The 21,186-nt window shown below is 61.1% G+C and carries 16 protein-coding genes and 1 pseudogene; 11 read left to right on the top strand and 6 right to left on the bottom strand.

What is annotated here, in order from left to right:
• Positions 1-31: 31 nt before the first annotated feature.
• The gene (locus HU773_RS24755) at positions 32-1,405 is read left to right on the top strand and encodes a DUF1329 domain-containing protein (protein ID WP_115129093.1); all 1,374 of its coding nucleotides are present in this window, start codon (positions 32-34) and stop codon (positions 1,403-1,405) included.
• Between the two features lie 66 nt (positions 1,406-1,471).
• Here the strand turns inward: HU773_RS24755 and HU773_RS24750 are convergent, their stop codons facing one another.
• A complete protein-coding gene (locus tag HU773_RS24750; RefSeq protein WP_057960733.1) occupies positions 1,472-2,359 on the bottom strand; it encodes a GntR family transcriptional regulator in 888 nt (295 codons plus the stop codon).
• 207 nt (positions 2,360-2,566) lie between these two features.
• Between HU773_RS24750 and HU773_RS24745 the strand changes: the two genes are divergently transcribed.
• The 3 genes and pseudogenes from HU773_RS24745 (at position 2,567) to HU773_RS24735 (ending at position 7,146) form a co-directional block, all read left to right on the top strand.
• A complete protein-coding gene (locus HU773_RS24745) occupies positions 2,567-5,173 on the top strand; it encodes an aconitate hydratase (RefSeq protein ID WP_186625011.1) in 2,607 nt (868 codons plus the stop codon).
• 31 nt (positions 5,174-5,204) lie between these two features.
• Positions 5,205-6,341 (top strand): annotated as a pseudogene (prpF, locus tag HU773_RS24740) (2-methylaconitate cis-trans isomerase PrpF); the annotation flags it as partial.
• A gap of 67 nt (positions 6,342-6,408) precedes the next feature.
• Positions 6,409-7,146: a transporter substrate-binding domain-containing protein gene (locus HU773_RS24735; protein WP_186625013.1), complete on the top strand. Its 738-nt coding sequence runs from the start codon at positions 6,409-6,411 to the stop codon at positions 7,144-7,146.
• A 435-nt stretch (positions 7,147-7,581) separates the two neighbouring features.
• On the opposite strand, the gene HU773_RS24730 is transcribed toward HU773_RS24735, so the two are convergent.
• The gene (locus HU773_RS24730; RefSeq protein ID WP_029292295.1) at positions 7,582-8,193 is read right to left on the bottom strand and encodes a TetR/AcrR family transcriptional regulator; all 612 of its coding nucleotides are present in this window, start codon (positions 8,191-8,193) and stop codon (positions 7,582-7,584) included.
• Between the two features lie 116 nt (positions 8,194-8,309).
• Between HU773_RS24730 and HU773_RS24725 the strand changes: the two genes are divergently transcribed.
• From HU773_RS24725 to HU773_RS24695, 7 genes are all read left to right on the top strand, one after another.
• Complete coding sequence (locus tag HU773_RS24725) at positions 8,310-10,088, top strand: ABC transporter ATP-binding protein (protein WP_186625014.1); 1,779 nt, start codon at positions 8,310-8,312, stop codon at positions 10,086-10,088.
• Positions 10,082-11,809, top strand: coding sequence for an ABC transporter ATP-binding protein (locus HU773_RS24720; protein WP_186625015.1), 1,728 nt, complete (start codon positions 10,082-10,084; stop codon positions 11,807-11,809). The genes HU773_RS24725 and HU773_RS24720 overlap by 7 nt, the downstream gene beginning before the upstream one ends.
• Complete coding sequence (locus HU773_RS24715) at positions 11,809-12,741, top strand: ABC transporter permease (protein ID WP_186625044.1); 933 nt, start codon at positions 11,809-11,811, stop codon at positions 12,739-12,741. The genes HU773_RS24720 and HU773_RS24715 overlap by 1 nt, the downstream gene beginning before the upstream one ends.
• Entirely contained in the window at positions 12,738-13,670 is a 933-nt protein-coding gene (locus HU773_RS24710) for an iron chelate uptake ABC transporter family permease subunit (protein WP_186625016.1), read from the top strand. Before HU773_RS24715 ends, HU773_RS24710 begins: the two co-directional genes overlap by 4 nt.
• On the top strand, positions 13,667-14,431 hold the full coding sequence (locus HU773_RS24705; protein WP_170044002.1) for an iron ABC transporter ATP-binding protein: 765 nt from the start codon (positions 13,667-13,669) through the stop codon (positions 14,429-14,431). The genes HU773_RS24710 and HU773_RS24705 overlap by 4 nt, the downstream gene beginning before the upstream one ends.
• 8 nt (positions 14,432-14,439) lie before the next feature.
• A complete protein-coding gene (locus HU773_RS24700; RefSeq protein ID WP_170044003.1) occupies positions 14,440-15,372 on the top strand; it encodes a siderophore ABC transporter substrate-binding protein in 933 nt (310 codons plus the stop codon).
• A 65-nt stretch (positions 15,373-15,437) separates the two neighbouring features.
• Entirely contained in the window at positions 15,438-17,621 is a 2,184-nt protein-coding gene (locus tag HU773_RS24695; RefSeq protein ID WP_437181142.1) for a TonB-dependent receptor, read from the top strand.
• 433 nt (positions 17,622-18,054) lie between these two features.
• Here the strand turns inward: HU773_RS24695 and HU773_RS24690 are convergent, their stop codons facing one another.
• From HU773_RS24690 to HU773_RS24675, 4 genes are all read right to left on the bottom strand, one after another.
• On the bottom strand, positions 18,055-18,813 hold the full coding sequence (locus HU773_RS24690; RefSeq protein ID WP_128593451.1) for a LexA family transcriptional regulator: 759 nt from the start codon (positions 18,811-18,813) through the stop codon (positions 18,055-18,057).
• Between the two features lie 224 nt (positions 18,814-19,037).
• Entirely contained in the window at positions 19,038-19,565 is a 528-nt protein-coding gene (gene ppa / locus HU773_RS24685) for an inorganic diphosphatase (protein ID WP_003176323.1), read from the bottom strand.
• 111 nt (positions 19,566-19,676) lie between these two features.
• The gene (locus HU773_RS24680; RefSeq protein WP_057438989.1) at positions 19,677-20,489 is read right to left on the bottom strand and encodes a M90 family metallopeptidase; all 813 of its coding nucleotides are present in this window, start codon (positions 20,487-20,489) and stop codon (positions 19,677-19,679) included.
• A gap of 6 nt (positions 20,490-20,495) precedes the next feature.
• Positions 20,496-21,152: a DedA family protein gene (locus HU773_RS24675; protein WP_038443607.1), complete on the bottom strand. Its 657-nt coding sequence runs from the start codon at positions 21,150-21,152 to the stop codon at positions 20,496-20,498.
• Positions 21,153-21,186 lie beyond the last annotated feature (34 nt).

Raw genomic sequence — 21,186 nt, 5'->3', positions numbered from 1 at the left:
CTGCCCGCCCTCGTTTTTTTGGAGATTTGCCATGTTCCACACACCTCGAATACTCACCGCCAGCCTGGCCCTGGCCCTCGGCCTGGCCGCCGGCAATGCGCTTGCTGCGCTCTCGCCCCAGGATGCGCAACAGCTCAAGGCCCAGCTCACACCGCTCGGCGCCGAGCGCGCGGGCAATGCCGCCGGCACCATCCCGACCTGGGAAGGTGGGATCACCCAGGCCCCCAAGGGCTATGAAAAGGGTAAACACCATGTCGACCCTTTTGCCGGCGACAAGCCGCTGTTCACCATCACCAAGGCCAACCTGGAACAGTACAAGGCCAACCTGACGGCGGGCGAGATCGCCTTGTTCAACAGCTACCCCGACACCTTCCAGATGCCCATCTACCCAAGCCGGCGTTCTGGCTCGGCGCCCCAGTGGGTGTATGACAACACCTTCAAGAACGCCACCAGCGCCAAGCTGCTGGACGGCGGCACCGGCTTCGCCGACGCCTTTGGCGGCGTGCCATTCCCCATTCCGCAAAACGGTGTGGAAGCACTGTGGAACCACATCACCCGCTATCGCGGCACCTACGTGGTCCGCCGTGCTTCGGAAGCGCCCGTGCAGCGCAATGGCAGCTTCGCCCTGGTCACGTCGCAGCAGGAAGGGTTGTTTAACTATTACCGGCAGGGCGGGCAGTACGCCGACCTGAAGAACATCCTGTTCTACTACCTGACCTTCGTAAAAAGCCCGGCCCGCCTGGCCGGTGGCGCGACCCTGGTACACGAGACCCTCGACCAGATCAAAGACGCGCGCCAAGCCTGGATCTACGACGCCGGCCAACGCCGCGTACGCCGCGCGCCGAACCTGGCGTACGACACGCCGATCTCGTCCTCCGATGGCCTGCGCACGGCAGATGACACCGACATGTTCAACGGCTCGCCGGATCGCTACGACTGGAAACTGCTGGGCAAGAAGGAAATCTACATCCCCTACAACAACTACAAAGTCGCCAGCGCCGACGTGAAATACGCCGACCTGCTCAAGGTCGGACACCTCAACCCGCAATACACGCGCTACGAACTGCACCGTGTGTGGGTTGTCGAAGGCACCCTGAAACCGACGGCGCGTCACCTGTACTCCAAACGCGTGCTGTACCTCGATGAAGACAGCTGGGGCGCAGCGGTGGTTGATCAGTACGACGGTCGTGGCGAACTGTGGCGGGTGTCGATGGCCTACCTGAAGAACTTCTACGACCTGCCCACGACCTGGAGTGCATTGGATGTGTTCCATGACCTGCAGGCGCGGCGTTATTACGTGCAGAACCTGGATAACGAAGAACCGCAGACGGTGGATTTTGGCCAGGCGATTCCTGAGGACTCTTACTTTATGCCGTCGGCGTTGCGCTTGCGGGGCACGCGGTAGGTCTATCGGGATTTGAGAGAGCTGCGCAGGCGAGCGCAGCTCTGTGAGGGACCGTCCAGGCCGGGGCTATTCGAACAGCGCTGGATCTACTTTCTTGCGCCGAGCCTGTTCCAGGTGTTTGCGCATTTGGTCGGCTGCTGCAAGGCGGTCTCCTCGTTCGAGGCAATCGAGAATAGCCAGATGCTCCTGGGCCTGGCCTTTGCGTGGCGCTCGCGTGCTGGCTTGGCGGTATTCCACAAGCCTACGCAATTGGTTTAAACGGCGGACCGTTTGCTGCAGGAAGCGATTGCCGGAACACCCCGCCAGTGTCTCGTGAAACTGGGCGTTTGCTTCGAACAACTCCTGAGGCGTCATGCTCAAGTACCCACCGCCGGCAATGAACTCTTGCTGCTTGCGACAGGCCGCCAGCGTTTCACCATCGATCAGGAATGCGGGGGAGAGCAGGCCGGATGGCTCGATGGTCGCGCGCAAAGCATAGCTTTCTTCATACGCCTCCACTGAGTCGATCATGGGGAGAAAACGCCATCCTTGGCCGGCACGCTGTTCAATCCATCCTTCCTGTTGGATGCGTGATAGAACGGCCCTCAGCGCCGCCCGTGACACATCGAACTGACGCATGAATTCAATCTCGGTGAACAGCTCCGGGAGCTGCCTGCCCAGACGCAATTCGGCAAATTTCAGGTACAGCGGATCGTCACTGCCTTCCATGACTTGCGAGGCCAGATCGACGAGATCCTCGCTGGACCTGGCCAAGAAAAAGCCGCGATTGCGGTCGTAAGTGAGCATGCCTTTTTCGACCAAATGGCCCATCGCAAACTTTACCGGCGTGCGCGAGACGTTCAGCGCCGCCGCCAACTGCGACTCAACCAGGTGATGTCCGATAGCAAAGCGTTCACGACGCACGAGAGAAACAATGTCACGCGCAATGCGTGCTTGCAGCGGGCTTAGGGGCATCGGATCGAGACCAAGTAGAGCTGACCATGGAAGCCCCATTCTAGCGTGACGGTAAGCTTAACCACACCGTAGAAATCGTGGGCGTGGGTGGGCGCCCGATTTGACCGGTACGATGAAGCGGATAAAGCTTGGATTGATCTATATCGCGATAAAGTTCAATATGCGCCTCACAAAAACATTGCCCGTGCAGCCTGTGAGGATTAGCCAATGCCTATGTCAAAGCGTCGAACCGTTAGCGCCAACGGAGTCGAGTACCGTGTCAGCGATATCCGCGGGGTTGTAACTGATCTGGGGGGTGATTACGCAACGCTGCCCTACAGCTTGCGAATCCTGGCCGAGAACGTTTTGCGTGGCGAGACTGATCCTGAAGCCGCACTGAAAGTGATTTGTGCACGCTCCAAAGAATTCGACATTCCGTTTCGACCGGCCAGGGTTGTGCTGCAGGATTTGTTGGGCACGCCGGCACTGGTCGACCTTGCCGGGTTGAGAGATGCCGTCGCCGAGAAAGGTGGCAACCCGCGCCTGGTGAACCCTGTCACCCCCACTCACCTTGTTGTGGATCACTCACTCAATGTCGAGCGTTGGGGCGATGCCAGCGCGCTGGCCGATAACGAGGCCATCGAGCGCGTACGCAATGCCGAGCGTTTCCAGTTCCTGGACTGGTGCAACAAGGCGTTCAGCAATCTTTCGATCATTCCCTCGGGCAAAGGCATCCTGCACCAGATCAACCTTGAGCGCCTGACCACCGTCGTGGGTACTCAGCGCCGTGGCAATGAGCTGTGGGCTTTCCCGGATACGCTGGTAGGTACCGACAGCCATACAACGATGATTAACGCCATTGGCGTGTTGGGCTGGGGGGTTGGGGGGATCGAAGCCGAAGCTGCGATGCTGGGCAAATCGCTGATGCTGCGATTGCCGGACATTGTCGGGGTACGCCTGGAGGGCTACTTGCCTGGGGGCTATCTTGCGACCGACATCGCGCTGGCGTTGACTGAGCAACTTCGTAAAGCGGGGGTTATCGGTGCTTTCCTGGAGTTCTTCGGCCCGGGTGTCGCGCAACTGTCGCTGGCAGACCGGGGAACCTTATCGAACATGGCGCCGGAATTCGGTGCGACAGCGGCAATGTTCGCAATTGATGATCGCACGCTTCACTACCTTCGTATGACCGGGCGTGGCGGTGAGATTTCCGGCCTCACCGAGGCGTATGCGCGTGCACAGGGTCTGTGGCATGACAGTCTCGCGGGCGTTGAGTACAACCGGGTCGTGACCCTTGATCTCAGCACCGTCGCGCGCTCGATTGCCGGGCCGAAGCAGCCTCACCAGCGTATTGTGCTGGGGCAAAAGGCGCCTGCTACCCAACTGCCTGGCGGCCTGGACAATGGCTCTGTGGTGCTCGCCGCCATCACCAGTTGCACCAATACGTCCAACCCCCGTGGAGTGATTGCTGCTGGGCTGGTTGCACGTAACGCCCGCAAGCGTGGACTGAAAAGAGCGCCTTGGGTTAAGACATCCTTCGCACCGGGCTCGAGGGTGGTGTCGGACTATCTTGAGCGGTCTGGCTTGAATGAGGACCTGGATGCGTTAGGTTTCAACCTGGTCGGCTATGGCTGCACGACCTGCAACGGTATGTCCGGCCCGTTGCTCAGTACCGAAATCGAAGACGAAATTCGGGCTCGCAAGCTGGAAACCGTGGCCGCTACTTCCGGCAACCGTAACTTTGAAGGGCGTGTTCACCCGTTGGCCCGCGAAGTCTTCATCATGTCTGCGCCGCTGATCGTTGCGTACGCGATTGCAGGTACCTACCTGATCGACCCGGAAAAAGATGCATTGGGTCTCGACGACGATGGCGTGCCGGTCTATCTCCACGAACTGTGGCCGAGCGATGAGGAACTGACGCAAATCGAAGCCGATAATCTGACTGCCGATTTGTTCGACAAGGCCTATGAAGATGTTCCCCGTGAAGCGGGCTTGATTGCCAGCGACCTGCGCGCCGGCGTCAGCGATCAGTATCCCTGGCAGGCCAACAGCACCTACATCCGCAAACCTCCCTACTGGAGTGATGCGGTGAGTGCGACAGACACCACCCAGGACCTCAGCAACATGCGTGTGCTGGCCATGCTCTCGGACAACATCACCACCGATCACATCTCGCCCTCTGGCGCGATTCTTCCAGAAAGCGATGCGGGTCAATACTTGCAGTCCCACGGCATCGCGGTACAGGACTTCAACTCATATGGCACTCGCCGTGGCAACCATGAGGCCGCGCAGCGTGCGACCTTCGCAAGCCCCCGCCTGAAAAACGAACTGCTTGAAGATGGCCGTGAAGGCCCGTGGACATTGCTTCTGCCCGAGAAAAAAGTCACCACGATTTTCCAGGCCGCGCAGATTTACGCACAGCGCAAGCAGCCGCTGATCGTTGTGGCCGGCAAAGAGTACGGCAGCGGTTCTTCCCGTGACTGGGCGGCAAAGGGCCCGCGCCTGTTAGGCGTGCGGGTGGTCGTGGCCGAAAGCTTCGAACGCATTCACCGCACCAACCTGGCGGGTCTCGGCATTTTGCCTTTGCAGTTTGAAGACGGTGTTTCTCGCCAGAGCCTGGGCTTGAACGGACGCGAATTATTCAGCGTTGAAGGCATCACCCAAGACTTCCAGCCGGGCGCAAAAATCACTCTCCTGATCGAGCGTGAGAATGGCGAGAAAGAGCGGGTGTCGGTCTTGAGCCGCCTGGACACCTTCGAAGACGTTCGCTACTTGCGCTGCGGTGGTTTGCTGCCGCAGCTGCTGATCGAAAGTATGCAGAGCGCCTCCCTCAACTGATGCAACGCTGATTCGCTGGAGTAAAACTAGAATGACCCAAAGACGTATTCCTGCCGTTTACATGCGTGGTGGCTCGAGCAAGGGCGTTTTCTTTCTTGAGGAGCACCTGCCGCCCGCAGGTGCTGAGCGGGATGCCATCCTTCTGCGGGTGATCGGCAGCCCCGACGTGTATGGCAAGCAGATAGATGGCATGGGCGGCGCCACTTCCAGTACCAGTAAGGTGGTGATCATCGGTCAGTCCAGGCGTGACGACTGTGATGTCGACTATCTGTTTGGTGCACCCGCCGTCGAGACGGCGGTCATCGACTGGTCTGGTAACTGTGGAAATCTGAGCGCGGCGGTTGGCCCCTACGCGATATCCCAAGGTCTCGTCGAGGCACCGCTTGATGGCATGGCCGTTGTTCGTATCTGGCAGGCCAATATCCAGAAAAGAATCATTGCTTATGTTCCGATGCGCGACGGCGAAGTCCAGGAAGAGGGCGACTTCATGCTCGACGGCGTGGCGTTTCCGGCAGCGGAAGTCGTTCTGGAGTTTCTCAACCCCGGAGGTGCAGACGGCAGCCTTCTTCCAACGAGGAATGCCGTCGACGAACTGCACGTACCTGGCCTCGGTAAACTTGCAGTGACATTGCTGAATGCCGGCAACCCGACAATCTTTATAGACGCGCAGCAGGTGGGCTTGAAGGGAACCGAGACACAAGACCAGGTCAACGGTGATACGCAGCTACTTGCCCGGCTGGAGACCATTCGCGCGCATTGCACTGTAGCCATGGGCTTGGCCGCGAGTGCTGACGAAGCAACGCGGTGGCGTCCTCATACGCCGAAGCTTTGCCTGGTTGCCAGACCGCAACCCTACAAAGCCGCCGGGGGTAAGCAGGTTGAGCCTGAGGACATCGATGTGATTGCGCGAATACTTTCAATGGGCAAGCTTCACCATGCGATCACTGGCACAGGAGCGGTTGCCGTGGCAGTTGCCGCAGCGCTTGATGGCACCTTGGTCAATCGCATCGTCGGCAATATCGGCGATCGCCAGGTGCGCATGGGGCATACCGCCGGCAGCGTCGCGGTCGGCGCGAAAACCGTCCTGGAAGATGGCGCCTGGGTGGTTGAAAAAGCAGTGATGAGCCGGAGTGCACGCCGACTGATGGAAGGCTGGGTATGCCTCCCCGAACTCCTTGTTGACCCTATGCATCGACGTGCTCAGCCATGTTCCATGGCGGCTAAGGCGAGCAACCATGAACGTTGATATGGCTGCAGTACGAAATGATTTAGCGCCAAGTGGTGAACTGCGAGTGGCGATCAACTTGGGTAATCCCGTTTTGGCCCAGCGCGATGCGGTCACTGGCCGATTGGGAGGCGTCTCGGTTGCACTCGCGAACGAGTTGGCGAAGGAGTTGGGGATTGCAGTCAACCTGATGCCATACGACGCGGCTGGGAAAGTGTTCGCGGCCCTGGAGGAGGGGGGTTGGGATTTGGCGTTTCTGGCTATCGAGCCTGTACGAGCGCAAAAGATCACTTTCTCCAGTCCCTATGTGAGCATCGATGGCACCTACCTCGTTCATGCAGCAAGCCCTTTCGAACGTGCATCTGATTTGGATATGCAAGGCCACAGAATTTCTGTCGGCCGAGGTGCTGCGTATGACCTGTACCTGTCACGCACCCTACAACATGCTGAGCTTGTTCGAGCGGACACCTCTGCAAGCGCCGTCGACCTCTTTTTACAGCGGGGGCTGGAAGCAGCGGCCGGGGTCAGACAGCCTTTGGAGCGGTTTGCAAACTCAACCACAGGGGTCAGGGTACTGAAAGACAACTTCACGGAAATTCGCCAGGCGATGGCTGTTCCGAAGGCACGCAGAATTGCGGCTGAATACATCGAAGACTTCATCTGCCGTCTTGTGAGGAGTGGTTTGGTGGCCAAGTTGTTAGCTGATAGTGGGCAAGGCGATGTACGTGTTGTGGTGCCGATTATTTGAACTGTGGCTAGTTAGCGAGGGCATCTTTGTTGGCGCCAAGGGGGTGGGCAAATCGAGGTTTGGGGGGAGGCTGAATGTCTCGGAGGAGGGGATAGGTACGCGCTTCTCGGTGCGGCGACACCGACGCAATCACTGCGTTTGCAACGCGAAGCTTCGCGCAAACTCATCCGCTCAACGCAAGTACTTCGTTCCGAACAGGACTTGATGTGGCCGCAAACACTGGATGAACATGTCGAACTGTTTATCCAGCATTTCCCGTGTATGTGCATGCAGATCTGCTTTTTCTTGTCCCAGGCAAGGAGCCCGGACGCCAAGTCGAAAGAGTTTATTGCGCAACTACGTAGTTTTCTGATCTGGACGGCCTCAGAAACCGGTTAAGTCCAGATTGGAACGATTACATCCTATCGGCCTGCCCAAGGCAGGCCTTGGCAACGCTCAGGCAACGCCCTCCACCAATACCAACGCCCCCACCACCAACGCCTCCATCCCCCGCGCCAACTCCACCTCCATCTCCGCTTCTTCCGTATCCCGCGCCGTTTCCACCACTGGCTCCCGCTGCGTCACCGTATACACCGTATCCGCCACCGCCATGCAGTGAAACGCCACCGTCGCCAGTAGCCACCGCGCCTGTTCCTTGCTCACCCCAAACCCCTGCGCAATCAACGCTTGGTGCCCATCAATCTTGGCCAGCATCGGCGCGGTCGCTGCCGCGCGGCGGATCACGTAGGGAGTCAGCCCGGGGTGGGTTTTGACGAACTCGCGTACCGAGGTGGCGAACACGATCAGGTAGTCCTTCAACCCACCGTCGGCCTCGCCGCAGTCCTGGGGGATCTGCCAGCGGGTGAAGATTTCTTCAGCAACCATGGCCTTGAGCGCTTCGAGGTTGGCCACGTGTTTGTACAGCGCCATATGGCTGACCCCCAACGCCGCCGCCAGGCCGACGAAGGTGATGTTGGGCAGGCCCATCTCGATGCCGGCGTCGACGATGCGCTCGCGGGTGATGCTCGGCGGGCGGCCGCGGGTGGCGGTTTTTTTTGCGGGTTCCATGGGTATTCCTTAATCACTGAACACAAGGTTGTAGCTGTCTTGTCGGCTTTGCGCAAATTAGTTTATAGTCATGCAACTAAATATGATTCTGATTCTCAAACGGACTTTTTCTGTCAATGGACTCTCCTGAAGCGGCTTCGGCCAACCCTCAAGTCGCAGGCACGCTTAGCCGGATTCTGACGCCTATCCGTGGGCGTCTGTGTGTCGCCGCAGGGCTTGCCGCTGTCGGCGGCATGCTGACGCTGGTGCCGCTGGCGGCCATCGCCCATATCGCCGCACGTGTCCTCGGTGCTGGCGGTCAGCTGTCGAGCGAAGTGTGGTGGGTTGTTGGCCTTAGTGCTTTAAGCCTTTTCGCGGGGATGGCATTGATTTTTACCGCTGAGCTACTCGCCCACCTGGCCGACAATCGCCTCACTCACCATTTACGCCGCGCGATCACCCAGCGCCTGAGTCGTGTGCCGCTGGGTTGGTTCAGCAGCCGAGCATCGGGCGAAGTGAAACGGGCGATGCAGGACGATATCAATACGCTGCACAGCCTCACCGCGCATTTCTACACCACCGCCGGGCGCGCGGGCGGAGCGGTGTTGGTGTCGATGGTTTACCTGTTTGCGATGGACTGGCGTTTGGCGCTGGTGTCGCTGTTGCCGTTTGCCGGGTATTTCCTGTTTTTCTCGCGGGCCATGGGCGCCAGCGGCGCGAGTATGCAGGAATTTGTCAGCGGGATGGCTTGCATCGACAACGCGGTGGTGGAGTTCGTCAACGGCATTCCGGTGGTCAAGGCTTTCGGCGCCAGTGGCAAAGCGCACGGGGCTTATCGCAGCGCCATCGACACCTTTGCCACGACCTTTATCGACTTCACCCGCCCGCTGGTGGCGTCGATGGCGAATGCCAACGCGATGATCGCGCCGGTCACTGTGCTCGGCGTAGTGCTGGCAGCGGGCACGCTGTTTGTTAGCCTGGGTTGGATCGCGCCAGTGGACGTGCTGCCCTTCGTATTGGTGGCGCCGGGTCTGAGCGCGCCGTTGCTGCTGTTGCACTACATCACCCACGATTTGAACAACGCCACCGGCGCTGCGCAGCGCGTGCAGGGGTTGCTGGACACGCCGACGCTGACGCAATCGGCCGTGCAGTTGCCGAGCGGCAACGCAATCTGCTTTGAGCAGGTCGGCTATGCCTATGAGCGCGACCACGCGGTGTTGAGGGACATCAACTTCACCCTGCAACCGGGCACCACCACGGCCATCGTCGGCCTGTCCGGCGCCGGCAAGTCAACGCTGGCGCGCCTGCTGCTGCGGTTTTTCGATCCCAGCAGTGGGCGCATCACTTTGGGCGGTGCGGACCTGCGCCATATCGATACGCCGCTGTTGTACCAGCGCATCGGTTTTGTGCTGCAAGAGGTGCGCCTGATCAACGCCAGCGTGCGCGACAACATCGCCCTCGGCCGACCGTCCGCCACCGCGCAACAGATCGAAGACGCCGCCCGCGCGGCGAATATCCACGAGCGCATTCTGCGCCTGCCGCGTGGTTACGACTCGGTGATCGGCGAGGACGCCCAGCTCTCCGGCGGCGAGCAACAGCGCCTCAGTATCGCCCGTGCAGTGCTGCTGGACCCGCCAGTGCTGGTGCTCGACGAGGCCACCGCCGCTGCCGATGCCGACAACGAAGTGGCGATCCAGGAAGCACTGTCACGCTTCGCCCAGGGCCGCACATTGTTGGTCATCGCCCATCGGCTCGACACGGTGATGCACGCCGATCAGATCCTCGTGATCCACGACGGCACCCTGCACGAGCAGGGCCGTCACGCCGACCTGCTGGCCCATGGCGGGCTCTACGCGCGGTTATGGCAACTGGGCGATTACGCCCGCAGCGAATCACAGGTGGTGCAACCATGCTGAAGACTTTTGTGCGCCTGCTCGGTGAAGACGCGCCCACGCTGCGCCGCTATGCCGTGATGGCGGTGTTCTACGGCCTGCTCAGCGGGCTGACCCTGATCACGCTGGTGCCGCTGATCAGCCACCTGTTGGCCGGTGATGCGCTGGAGGCAGGGCGTTGGTTGGTTGCGCTGCTGTCCGGCGTGACCGCTTGCGCGCTGTGGCGTCGCACCCTCGACAAAGCCGGTGTAGCCGTCGGCGTGGCGGTGCTGCAAGGTGCGCGACAACGCGTCGGCGATCACGTGGCGCGCCTGCCGGTGGGCTGGTTCAGCGCGCAAAACAGTGCGCGGCTCGGCCATCTGATCACCCAGGGCATGATGGCGCTGGCGCAGTTGCCGGCGCATGTGTTCACCCCGGTGATCAGCGGCGCGGTGACGCCGTTGGTGCTGGTTGCCGCGCTGTTTGCCTTGCACTGGCCCTTGGGTGTTTTGGCGTTGCTGGCGCTACCGGTGTTGGTGGGCGTGATGCTGCTCACCGCGCGCCTGGGCCACAGTGCCGACAACACCTATCAGCAGAACTTCGCCCAGACCAGCCAGCGCATGGTCGAGTTCGCGCAGGCCCAGTCGGTGTTGCGCGCGTTCAATGGTAGCGGCGGCGCCACGCGTTTGCTGGACCAGGCCATCGACCAGCAACGCCAGTCCGGCCAGCGTTTGATCTATCGCTCCTCATTGTCGGCGGTGTTCAATGCCTGGGCGGTGCAAGGGATCTTCTGCGCGTTACTGGTGGCGGTCGCGCTGTGGTGCGACGCCCTGGATGCCCACGAAGCCATCGCCGCCTGCGTGGCCTTGGTGCTGGTGTGTCGTTATATCGAACCGCTGCTGGAAGTGGCCAGTTATGGCGAGATCCTGCGCAGAGCCAACGCCCAGCTCGATGAGGTGCACAGCATTCTTGCCGAGCAGCCGTTACCGGTCGCCGCGCAAGCGAAAATGCCCATGGATAGTTCGGTGGAATTGCGCAACGTCAGTTTTCGTTATGCCCCCGACGAACCCCAGGTGCTGCGCGGGGTGAGCCTGCGTATCGAGCCGGGCAGCATGACCGCGCTGATCGGCCCGTCGGGCTCGGGAAAGACCACGTTGGTGCGGCTGCTGGCGCGCTTCTTCGATGCGAACCGGGGCCAGGTGTTGATCGGTGGCGTGGAGGTGCGCGAGATGTCCGAAGCGGTGCTGGCCGCGCAGATCAGCCAGATTTTCCAGGACACCTACCTGTTCCAGGGCAGCATTGCCGACAACATCCGCCTCGGTAAACCGGGCGCCAGCCTGGCCGAGATTGCGGCGGTGGCGCAGCAAGCCGGCGTGGCCGAGATCATTGCGCGTTTGCCCCAGGGCCTGCACACGCCGGTGGGCGAGGGCGGGGCGCGGTTGTCAGGGGGCGAGCGCCAACGTATCGCCATTGCCCGTGCGTTGCTCAAGGACGCGCCGATCCTGCTGGTGGACGAAGCCACCGCCGCCCTCGACACCTACAACCAAGCCGCCATCGCCGATGCGCTGGCCAGGTTGCGCGGGCGCTGCACGTTGATTGTTATCGCGCATCAGTTGTCGACGGTGGCCATGGCCGATCAGATTCTAGTGCTGGATGACGGCGAGATTGTCGAGCAGGGCACGCCAGCGATCCTGGCGGCCAGCGCTGGGCGGTACGCGCAGTTTCTCGCCCAGCGCCGGGCGGCCCGTGGTTGGCGGATTGCATGATGCGTCTACTGGGCTGCGGCGTGTTGCTGGTGCTGTGCGGCGTGTCGCTGCTGGTTGGCGCCCGCGAGATCGACCTGTTGGCAATCGACGGCGACGCGTGGCTGACGCTGACGGCCAGCCGCTTGCCGCGCTTGGCCGCGCTGGTGCTGACTGGCGTTGGCTTGGCGGTGTGCGGGGTGATCTTGCAGCACATCCTGCGCAACAAGTTCGTGGAGCCGGGGACCACCGGCGGCCTGGACGCGGCCAAGCTTGGCATCCTCGTCTCGCTGGGCGTGGCGCCGGCCGCCAGCGCCGGCGTGCGCATGCTGTTTGCGCTGCTGTGTTGCTTCGCGGCGAGCCTAGTGTTCCTGGCGATCATCCGGCGCCTGCGTTTTCACCATACCTTGCTGGTGCCGGTGATTGGCCTGATGTACGGCGGTGTACTCAGCGCCATTTCCGAGTTTTATGCGTACCGCCACAACATCCTGCAAAGCATGCAGGGCTGGCTGCTGGGGGATTTTTCCAAGGTGGTGCAGGGCAACTACGAGATCATTTATCTGATCCTGCCCATCGTCGCGCTGGCGTACCTGTATGCGCAGCGTTTTACCGTGATGGGCATGGGCGAGGGCATGGCCACCAGCCTGGGCCTGAACTACGCGGCCACGGCGGCGCTGGGCCTGTTGCTGGTGGCCGTGACCGTGGCGGCGACGGTGATCACCATCGGTTCGATCCCCTTTGTCGGCCTGATGATTCCCAATTTGGTGGCCTTGTATTACGGCGAAAACCTCAGCCGCACGCTGCCCATCGTCGCCCTCGGCGGCGCCGCGTTGCTGCTGGCCTGCGACATTCTCGGGCGCCTGCTGATCTTCCCGTTCGAAGTGCCGATTGGCCTCACCGCGGGCATCGTGGGTGGCGGGTTGTTCCTCGCGTTGATCGTCTGGAGGCAGCGATGAAGCGGCTGTGGGCCTTGGTATTCGCCCTGGCGTTGGGCTTTGTGCTGTTCCGTTCGGGGCTGGATTTTGACTACGTGATCCCCAAGCGGCTCGCGCGGTTGGCGGCGATGTGTATCGGCGGGGTGTGCGTGGCGTGGTCGTCGATCATTTTCCAGACCCTCACCGGCAACCGCATCCTCACGCCGGCGATCATGGGTTATGAAGCGGTGTACCTGTTGTTCCAGGCGTTGTTGGTGTTGTTGCTGGGCACCGCCAGCCTGATGCTGCTGGGCAGCCAGGGCAATTTTGTGCTGTCGGTGCTGCTGATGCTCGGCTATTCCTGGGCGCTGCAACGCTGGTTGCTGCGCGAGGGTAACAGCAACGTGTACTTCCTGTTGCTGCTGGGCCTGGTGTTGAGCCTGGTGATCGGCACGGTCACGCAGTTTGTGCAGTTGAAGATCAGCCCCGGCGAGTTCTCGATCCTGCAAGACTTCAGCCAGGCCTCGTTCAACCGCGTGCAGCCGCAGCAACTGCTGTTCTCGGGGTTGTTGGTGGCGGCGCTGTGCCTGGGCTTTGCACGCACGTTGCCTACCCTCGATGTGCTCGCCCTGGGCCGCGACCAAGCCATGTCGCTGGGGGTGGATTACCCGCGCGTGGTGCGCCTGCAGCTGGCGTTGGTCGCGGCGTTGGTGGCGATTTCCACTGGGCTGCTGGGGCCCACGACGTTCATGGGCGTGCTCGTGGCCAACACCACCTATGCGTTGGCGCGCACGTTCCGCCACCGGGTCACGTTGCCCATGGGCAGCACGATTGCCATCGCGATTTTTATCGCGGCGCAACTGCTGGTCGAGCACGTCTTCAACTACAAGACCACCGTCAGCATTCTTGTGAACCTGCTGTGCGGCACGTATTTCCTGGCGCTGATGCTGCGCACCCGAGGCACCCGATGATAGCTGTGCACAACCTCCACAAAACCTACGGCACCCAGACCGTGCTGGCCGGCGTCAACGCGAACTTTGCCGCTGGGCGCCTGACCTCGCTGATCGGCCCCAATGGCGCCGGCAAGACCACGCTGTTGATGATGATCGCGAGGCTGATGGCACCGAGCGGCGGCGACATTCGCTTGGATGGCCGTCAGGTCGGCGATATCCCGCTGCGCGACTACGCCAAGCGCGTGGCCACCTTGCGCCAGGCGCCGGATTTCAACCTGCGCCTGACCGTCGAGGAACTGGTGGCCTTCGGGCGCTTCCCTTACAGCCGTGGCGCGCTGACCGGCGAAGATCACCGCGTGATCGATGACGCGCTGAGCTTTCTCGCGCTGCAACCCCTGCGCCGCGCCTACCTCGACGAGCTCAGCGGCGGCCAGCGGCAAATGGCGTTCCTGGCCATGACCATCGCCCAGCAAACCGACTGCCTGCTGCTAGACGAGCCGTTGAACAACCTCGATATCAAACACGCCGTGCACATCATGCGTGCGCTGCGCCGGCTGTGTGACGAGCAGGGCCGTACGGTGATCCTGGTGGTGCACGACATCAACTTCGCCGCCCATTACTCCGACCACATCCTCGCGATGAAAGGCGGTGCCGTGCATTGCGCTGGCAGCGTGGCCGAGGTGGTCAACGAAACCCGCCTGGGCGAACTGTACGACCTCGACTTCGAGATCACCCACGGCGCCCGTGGCCGCCTGTGCAACTACTTCAACCCCGCATGAGAACTCCCATGAACCGCATACACACAGCCTGGGCCTGCGCCCTGTTACTGGCCGCGCTTGGCGCAGGGCCGGCTTCGGCCGCCGCCCCGATCAGCGTGACCCACGCGTTGGGCAGCACACTGATCCAGCCGCCCGTACAGCGCGTGGTGGCCCTGGACATGAACGAAGTGGATTTTCTCGACCAACTGGGCGTACCGGTGGCCGGTATGCCCAAGGACTTCGTGCCGCAGTTCCTGCAACGCTACAAGAACGACGCGGCGGTGGTGGACACCGGCGCCATCGTCCAGCCGAACCTGGAGCGGGTGCACGCGGCCAAGCCGGACCTGATCCTGATCACCTCGCTGCAGGCCCCGCACTACGGCGAACTCAGCGAGATCGCGCCCACCGTGCATTTCGACGTGGATTACCGCGACAGCCAGAAGCGCCATATCGAAGTAATCAAGCAGCACCTGCTGACCCTCGGGCAGATCTTCGCCAAGCCGGCCCTGGCGCAACAACAGGTTACCGCCCTCGACGCCAAGGTTGCAGAAGCGAAACGCATCACCGCCGACCGCCCCGAACGCGCCCTGGTGGTGCTGCATAACAACGGCGCGTTCAGCTCGTTTGGCGTGCAGTCGCGCTACGGCTTTGTGTTCACCGAGCTGGGGGTGAAACCGGCCAGCCCGACCGCCGAGGCCGGCTTGCATGGCCAGCCGATTTCCAGTGAATTCATCCAGCAGGCCAACCCGGACATTCTCTACGTAGTTGATCGCACGGCCGTCATGGAGCATCGCCCGTTGCTGAATGCGCAAACCCTAGGCAACCCGTTGTTGCGCCAGACCAATGCCTGGAAAACCGGGCGCGTGGTGTTTGTCGATGCCGATGCCTGGTACGTCATGGCGGCCAGCCCTAGCTCGATCAAGCAAGTGATCGCCGATGTGATCCAGGGCTATCAACCCTGATTCCAGGCGTTAACCCCGCTTCAAGCTGCCAATACTAAAAAACATTCCACCTTACGGAGCCTTCCATGACTCACCGTACACGTACCCCTGTGCCCGCTCGTCCGGGCTTTACCTCCATGGCCTTGCTCGGCCTGGCAATCAGCAGCGCCCCCGCGTTCGCCGAAGAACTCGCGCAAGCCGAAGAAAAACGCGTGTCCACCTTGCCGGCGATTCGCGTCGAGGGTGAAATGCCGGCCGCTGACTTGCCGCTGAGCTACGCCGGTGACCAGGTGGCGTATGGCAGCCGGCTCGGCCTGCTGGGCAACAAGGACTTTATGGAAACGCCGTTCAGCACCATCAGCTACACGGAAAAGTTCATTGCCGACCGCCAGGCCCAGACCGTCACCGATGTGATCGCCGCGACCGACCCAGCGGTGTTCAGCAATGGCCTGAAGGGTACCTACAGCGAGAACTATTCGATCCGTGGTTTTGCCACCAGCATCAGCGACGTGACCATCGACGGCCTGTTTGGCGTGGCGCCGTACTACCGCATTTCGCCGGAGATGTACGAGCGCATCGAAGTGTTGAAAGGCCCGTCGGCGCTGCTCAACGGCATGCCGCCAGGCGGTTCGGTGGGAGGCATGGTCAACCTGGTGCCCAAGCGTGCCGGTGCTGAGCCGCTGACGCGCTTTACCACCACCTACATGTCCGAGGCGCAGTTTGGCGGCCACCTCGACGTAGGCCGTCGCTTTGGCGATGAGCAGCAATTTGGCGTGCGCTTCAACGGTGTGTACCGCGATGGCGACACAGCGACCGAGCAGCAACAGCAGAAAGCGCAGTTGAATTCGTTGGGCCTGGATTGGCGCGGTGAGCGGGCGCGGCTGTCGGCCGACCTCTACAACAGCGAAGACCGCGTGCGCGGGCAAAACCGTGGGATCAGCCTGGCGGCGAATGTGGCCGTGCCCAAGCCGCCGAAGTCGGACACTTTACTCAACCCGGACTGGGCGTTTGTCGATACCAAGGATCAGGGCGCGATTGTGCGCGGCGAATTCGACCTGACTGAGCAACTGTTGGCCTATGCGGCGTTCGGCGCCAGCGAGACCCACTACCGCTACAGCGGCGCGATGTCGGCCCAGGTGATCAACAATGCGGGGGATTTGAAGACCAGCATGGGCCAACTGAAGATGGACATCGAGAAAACCTCGGGCGAGGCGGGGCTCAAGGGCAAATGGCAGACCGGGCCGATCGGGCACCAGTGGGTGGTCAATGCCACGCGGTATGCCGACAAGCAAAAGGACTATGGCCGGCGTTGGGTGCCCGGTGCGGATTGGCTGACCAATATCTATCACCCGACCTGGGGGCCGGAGGCGCCGCGCAGCTTTGCGCCGGTGGCACACACCGAATCCACGCTGACCAGCTACGGCGTGGCGGACACCTTGTCGGTCCTTGACGACAAGGTGCAACTGACCCTTGGCGTGCGCCGCCAGAACGTGGTCACGGACACCTTCAATACCACCACCGGCGCGCGTAACAAGCCCGGCTATGACGAAAGCGCAACAACACCCGCCGCAGCCGTGGTGGTCAAGCTCACGGAACAGGTTTCGGTGTATGCCAACTACATCGAGGGCCTGAGCAAAGGCGCGATGGCGCCGATGACGGCAGCTAACTACGGCGACGTTTTTGCCCCGTACAAATCCAAGCAGAAGGAAATCGGCCTCAAGCTCGACCTGGGCACGTTCACCCACACCCTCAGCCTGTATCAGATCGAGCGCCCGGGCAGCTCGACCGATCCGGTGACCAACGTGTTCTCCTTTGGTGGCGAACAGCGCAACCGAGGCATCGAGTGGGGCTTCTTCGGCTCGCCCATCGACGACGTCCGCCTGATGGGCGGCGTTGCCCATGTTGATCCGAAGATCACCAAATCGCCAGGCGGCGATGACGAAGGCAAGACGGCCACCGGGTTGCCCAAGCTGCAAGGCAAGCTCGGCGCGGAATGGGACACGCCACTGGTGCCGGGCCTGACCCTGACCGCCAACGCGACGGCGGTTTCCCAGCAATACATCAGTGATGACAACTCGCAGTCGATCCCCGGCTACACCATTTTCGACCTGGGCTCGCGGTATGCAATGCAGGTCGCCGGGCGACCGGTGACCCTGCGTGGCACGGTGACCAACGTCACTGACAAGGCGTACTGGGGCATGCCGCTGACGTCCAGCCTGGGCCTGGGCGCGCCGCGCACGTACGAGTTGTCGGCGACCGTGGATTTTTGACGCTTTAGCAAGAGTAAAACTTCAACCTGTGGCGAGGGAGCAAACTCCCTCGCCACACAGCTATTCAGAATGCGACTCTTTTATCCCCCCACTTCATCGTCGGATGAGGTCAAATGGCGTTGAACACAATCGGACAGGGGGAATGCCTGAATTCCCCCGGAATAGCTAAGCTATCAGGAAGATTTTCAGATGGGATAGGATTATTTCGGACAATTAAAAAGCCGGCTTGTGGCCGGCTTCTCGGGGACTGGTTAAGTCTATTTTTGGTAAACCTCACCAGCCTTCAATCGTTCACTCAAGCGCTCGCCCAAGTGATAGAGGGGGGCATCAGCGGGAACTCCTCCGCATCGCCGGGTAGGGTGTGCTGGCTTCACGCCAACCCCTGCCAAATGTGCCGCGCATGATACTCACATTCCCCGCAGTTTCCCAGCGTCTAGTCTGATTTAGAGCCGTCGTAGCCTGTCAAGTGTTCGTCCAGCGGGACCGGTGGGCGGCGGTTGTTGAGGGTGGACCACCAGAATACCCAGCCCAGGATGTGTACGTTTTGCTCGAAGCGCTGGTCGTAGGTCAGGAATTCGTCGGGGTGTTCGCTGTTGTTGTGGCTGCGCATGCGCAGGCCGCCGCCGGGGCGGTTGTAGAGGTATTTGATGCGCAGCATGCCGTGGTGTTCGAGGGCGTAGATTTCGCCGTCGATGATTTGGGTGCGGCCGCGGTCGATGGCGAGGATGGCGCCATCCTGGATGATGTCGATCATGCTGTTGCCGACCATGTAGGCCCCCAGGGCGCGGTCTGCGGTGACGTTGAGTTGTTCCAGGGTGCGCAGGGAGAGGCGCAGGCTTTCCTGGGAGTTGAATGAGGCGTGGAGGGGGATCTCCACGTCGATCTTTTCCGGGCCGCTATTGGGGCCGCAGAGGTAATGGCCGCAGTCTTCGCGGGCGGTAGCGCTGTTTCCGTGGTTGGGGCCTTCCAGCTGGAGGTTGGTCGGCGGGTGTTTAGGGCCTTCGCCGGTACGTAGCCAGCGGCTGGTGACACACAGCAGTTCTGCTATTTCGTCGAGCCGGGCCAAGGGCACGCCGCGCTTGAACCAGTTGTTCACATGCTGGGGCGTGACGTCGCGATTCTTGGCGAAGTCGGATGCGGAAAGATGAACTTCCCGAAGTAACATTCTTAAGCGATCACCTGATGTATTCATAAACGCAGAGTTTACTGTCCGGAAAACAAGATCAAATAAACCATGCGTTGAGTTGGTGTATGTAGGTGTTTCCTTATTGCAAGTAAAATCTTGGCTAGATTCTGTCTAGTTAAACGTTAGTTGTTGTTTTGTTTATTTAATTGAACTTGTTGTTTATTTTTTCCCACAAAAAAGCCCCGAGTGATCGGGGCTTTTTTAGATTGCCGTGGCAATGAGTAGCGGTATCAGCCTTTGTAGGCAGCTACCGACTTCATGATCTCGGCACGGGCGGCGTCTGCGTTGCCCCAACCGTCGATCTTCACCCATTTGCCTTTTTCGAGGTCTTTGTAGTTCTCGAAGAAGTGCTTGATCTGCTCCAGCAACAGCGGCGGCAGGTCGGTGTATTCCTTCACATCGACGTACAGCTGGGACAGCTTGTCGTGTGGCACTGCGATGACTTTGGCATCGCCGCCGCCGTCGTCGGTCATGTTCAGGATGCCAACCGGGCGGGCGCGGATGACCGAGCCTGGGGTGACCGGGTAAGGGGTCACGACCAGCACGTCGAGGGGGTCGCCGTCGTCAGCCAGGGTGTTGGGGATAAAACCGTAGTTGGCCGGGTAGAACATCGGGGTGGCCATGAAACGGTCAACGAACAGGCAGTCGCTGTCTTTGTCGATTTCGTACTTGATCGGCGCATGGTTGGCCGGAATCTCGATGGCGACGTAGATGTCGTTCGGCAGGTCTTTGCCAGCCGGAATCTTGCTGTAGCTCATTGGGCGTTGCCCCCGTAGTTGGCCAAGTAAATTGGCCGGATTGGCCTAAAAGTGGCGGCGATTATAGGCATATTCCTGCGCCGATGCCACGCGCCAGACGTCGTACGGTACTTAGCCTTCAGTCTGATAGCGCGGGTCGCTGGCTTGCAGATGTTTCAGGCGTGCCAGTGGATCCTGGCGGTAAAACTGGCTCAGTTGCCCGTAGACCTGTGGATAACTGTCCACCAGCAAATCCGGGGCGCTGAAAAAATATTCGCTGGTGACCGCAAAAAACTCTGCCGGGTTTTCCGCGGCATACGGGTCGATGGCGGTTTCGGCGTCGGGGTTGTGGTCGAGCTGGCGGTTGAGGTCATCAAACGCGCTCTGCATCACGCTGGCCCACTCCTGGACGCGCATGTCGCTGTGCAGCGGCGGCAGGCCGTTGGCGTCGCCATTGAGCATGTCGAGCTTATGCGCCAGTTCGTGGATCACCAGGTTGTAGCCTTCCCAATTGCCGCTGGCCAGTACGCCCGGCCAGGCGAGGATCACCGGGCCTTGCTGCCAGGCTTCGCCGCTGTGCTCGCCATCCCATTCATGTTCCACGCCGCTGGCGTCGCGATGGCGCTGGGGGCTGCGAAAGTCATCGGGGTAGAGAATGATTTCATGGAAGCCCTGGTACCACTCCAACTCGCCCAGGTTCATCAGCGGCAGTTGGGCCTGGGCGGCGAGCAGCAGGCGTTGTTCCTGGTGCAGATCGACGCCGGGCAGGGCAGTCAGGTGTTTTTCGGCGAGGAACAGCACGCTGGCCTCACGTAACCATTGGTCCTGTTCGGCGCTGATGCCGTCGAGGAAGGTCAGGTGATGGCGCACCCGTTGCCACGTTTCATCGGCAACCGGGTGCTTGGCCAGGAGGCGCCGGCGACGCCAGGCGCTGAGGGACCACATGGCCGATCAGTGCGGCTTGGCTTCGGAGGAGGTGCGGCCAAAGCGGCTGCGGGCCACGCCAATGATCATCGGCACCAGCGACAGCAGGATGATGAACACCACCAGCAGCGACAGGTTTTTCTTGATGAACGGTACGTTACCGAAGAAGTAGCCGAGGGTGACCAGGCCACCGACCCAGAGGATGGTGCCCAGCACGCTGAAGCCGAAGAAGCGCGGATACGGCATTTTGGCGACACCGGCGACGAACGGCGCGAAGGTGCGCAGGATCGGCAGGAAGCGCGCCAGGGTCACGGTTTTGCCGCCGTGCTTGTCGTAGAAGTCGTGGGTCTTTTGCAGGTAGTCGCGGCGGAAGATTTTCGAGTTGGGGTTGCTGAACAAGCGTTCCCCGGCGGTGCGGCCGATCACATAGTTGGTGCTGTCACCGAGGATCGCCGCCAGCATCAGCAGGCCGCCCAGCAGGACCGGGTCCATGCCGCCACCGGCAGCGACGGCGCCCGCAATAAACAGCAGGGAATCGCCGGGCAGGAACGGCATGACCACCAGGCCGGTTTCGCAAAAAATCACCAGGAACAGGATGGCGTAGATCCACGGACCGTAATTGGTTACCAGCAAGTCGAGGTACACGTCGAGATGCAGGATAAGGTCGAGCGGGTTGAAATCCATGGATGGCACCTGTGTGAATGGCCCGACTCAGCGG

The sequence above is a fragment of the Pseudomonas shahriarae genome (assembly GCF_014268455.2).
Classification (GTDB): Bacteria; Pseudomonadota; Gammaproteobacteria; order Pseudomonadales; family Pseudomonadaceae; genus Aquipseudomonas; species Aquipseudomonas shahriarae.
This window is presented reverse-complemented; position numbering and strand designations above follow the sequence as displayed.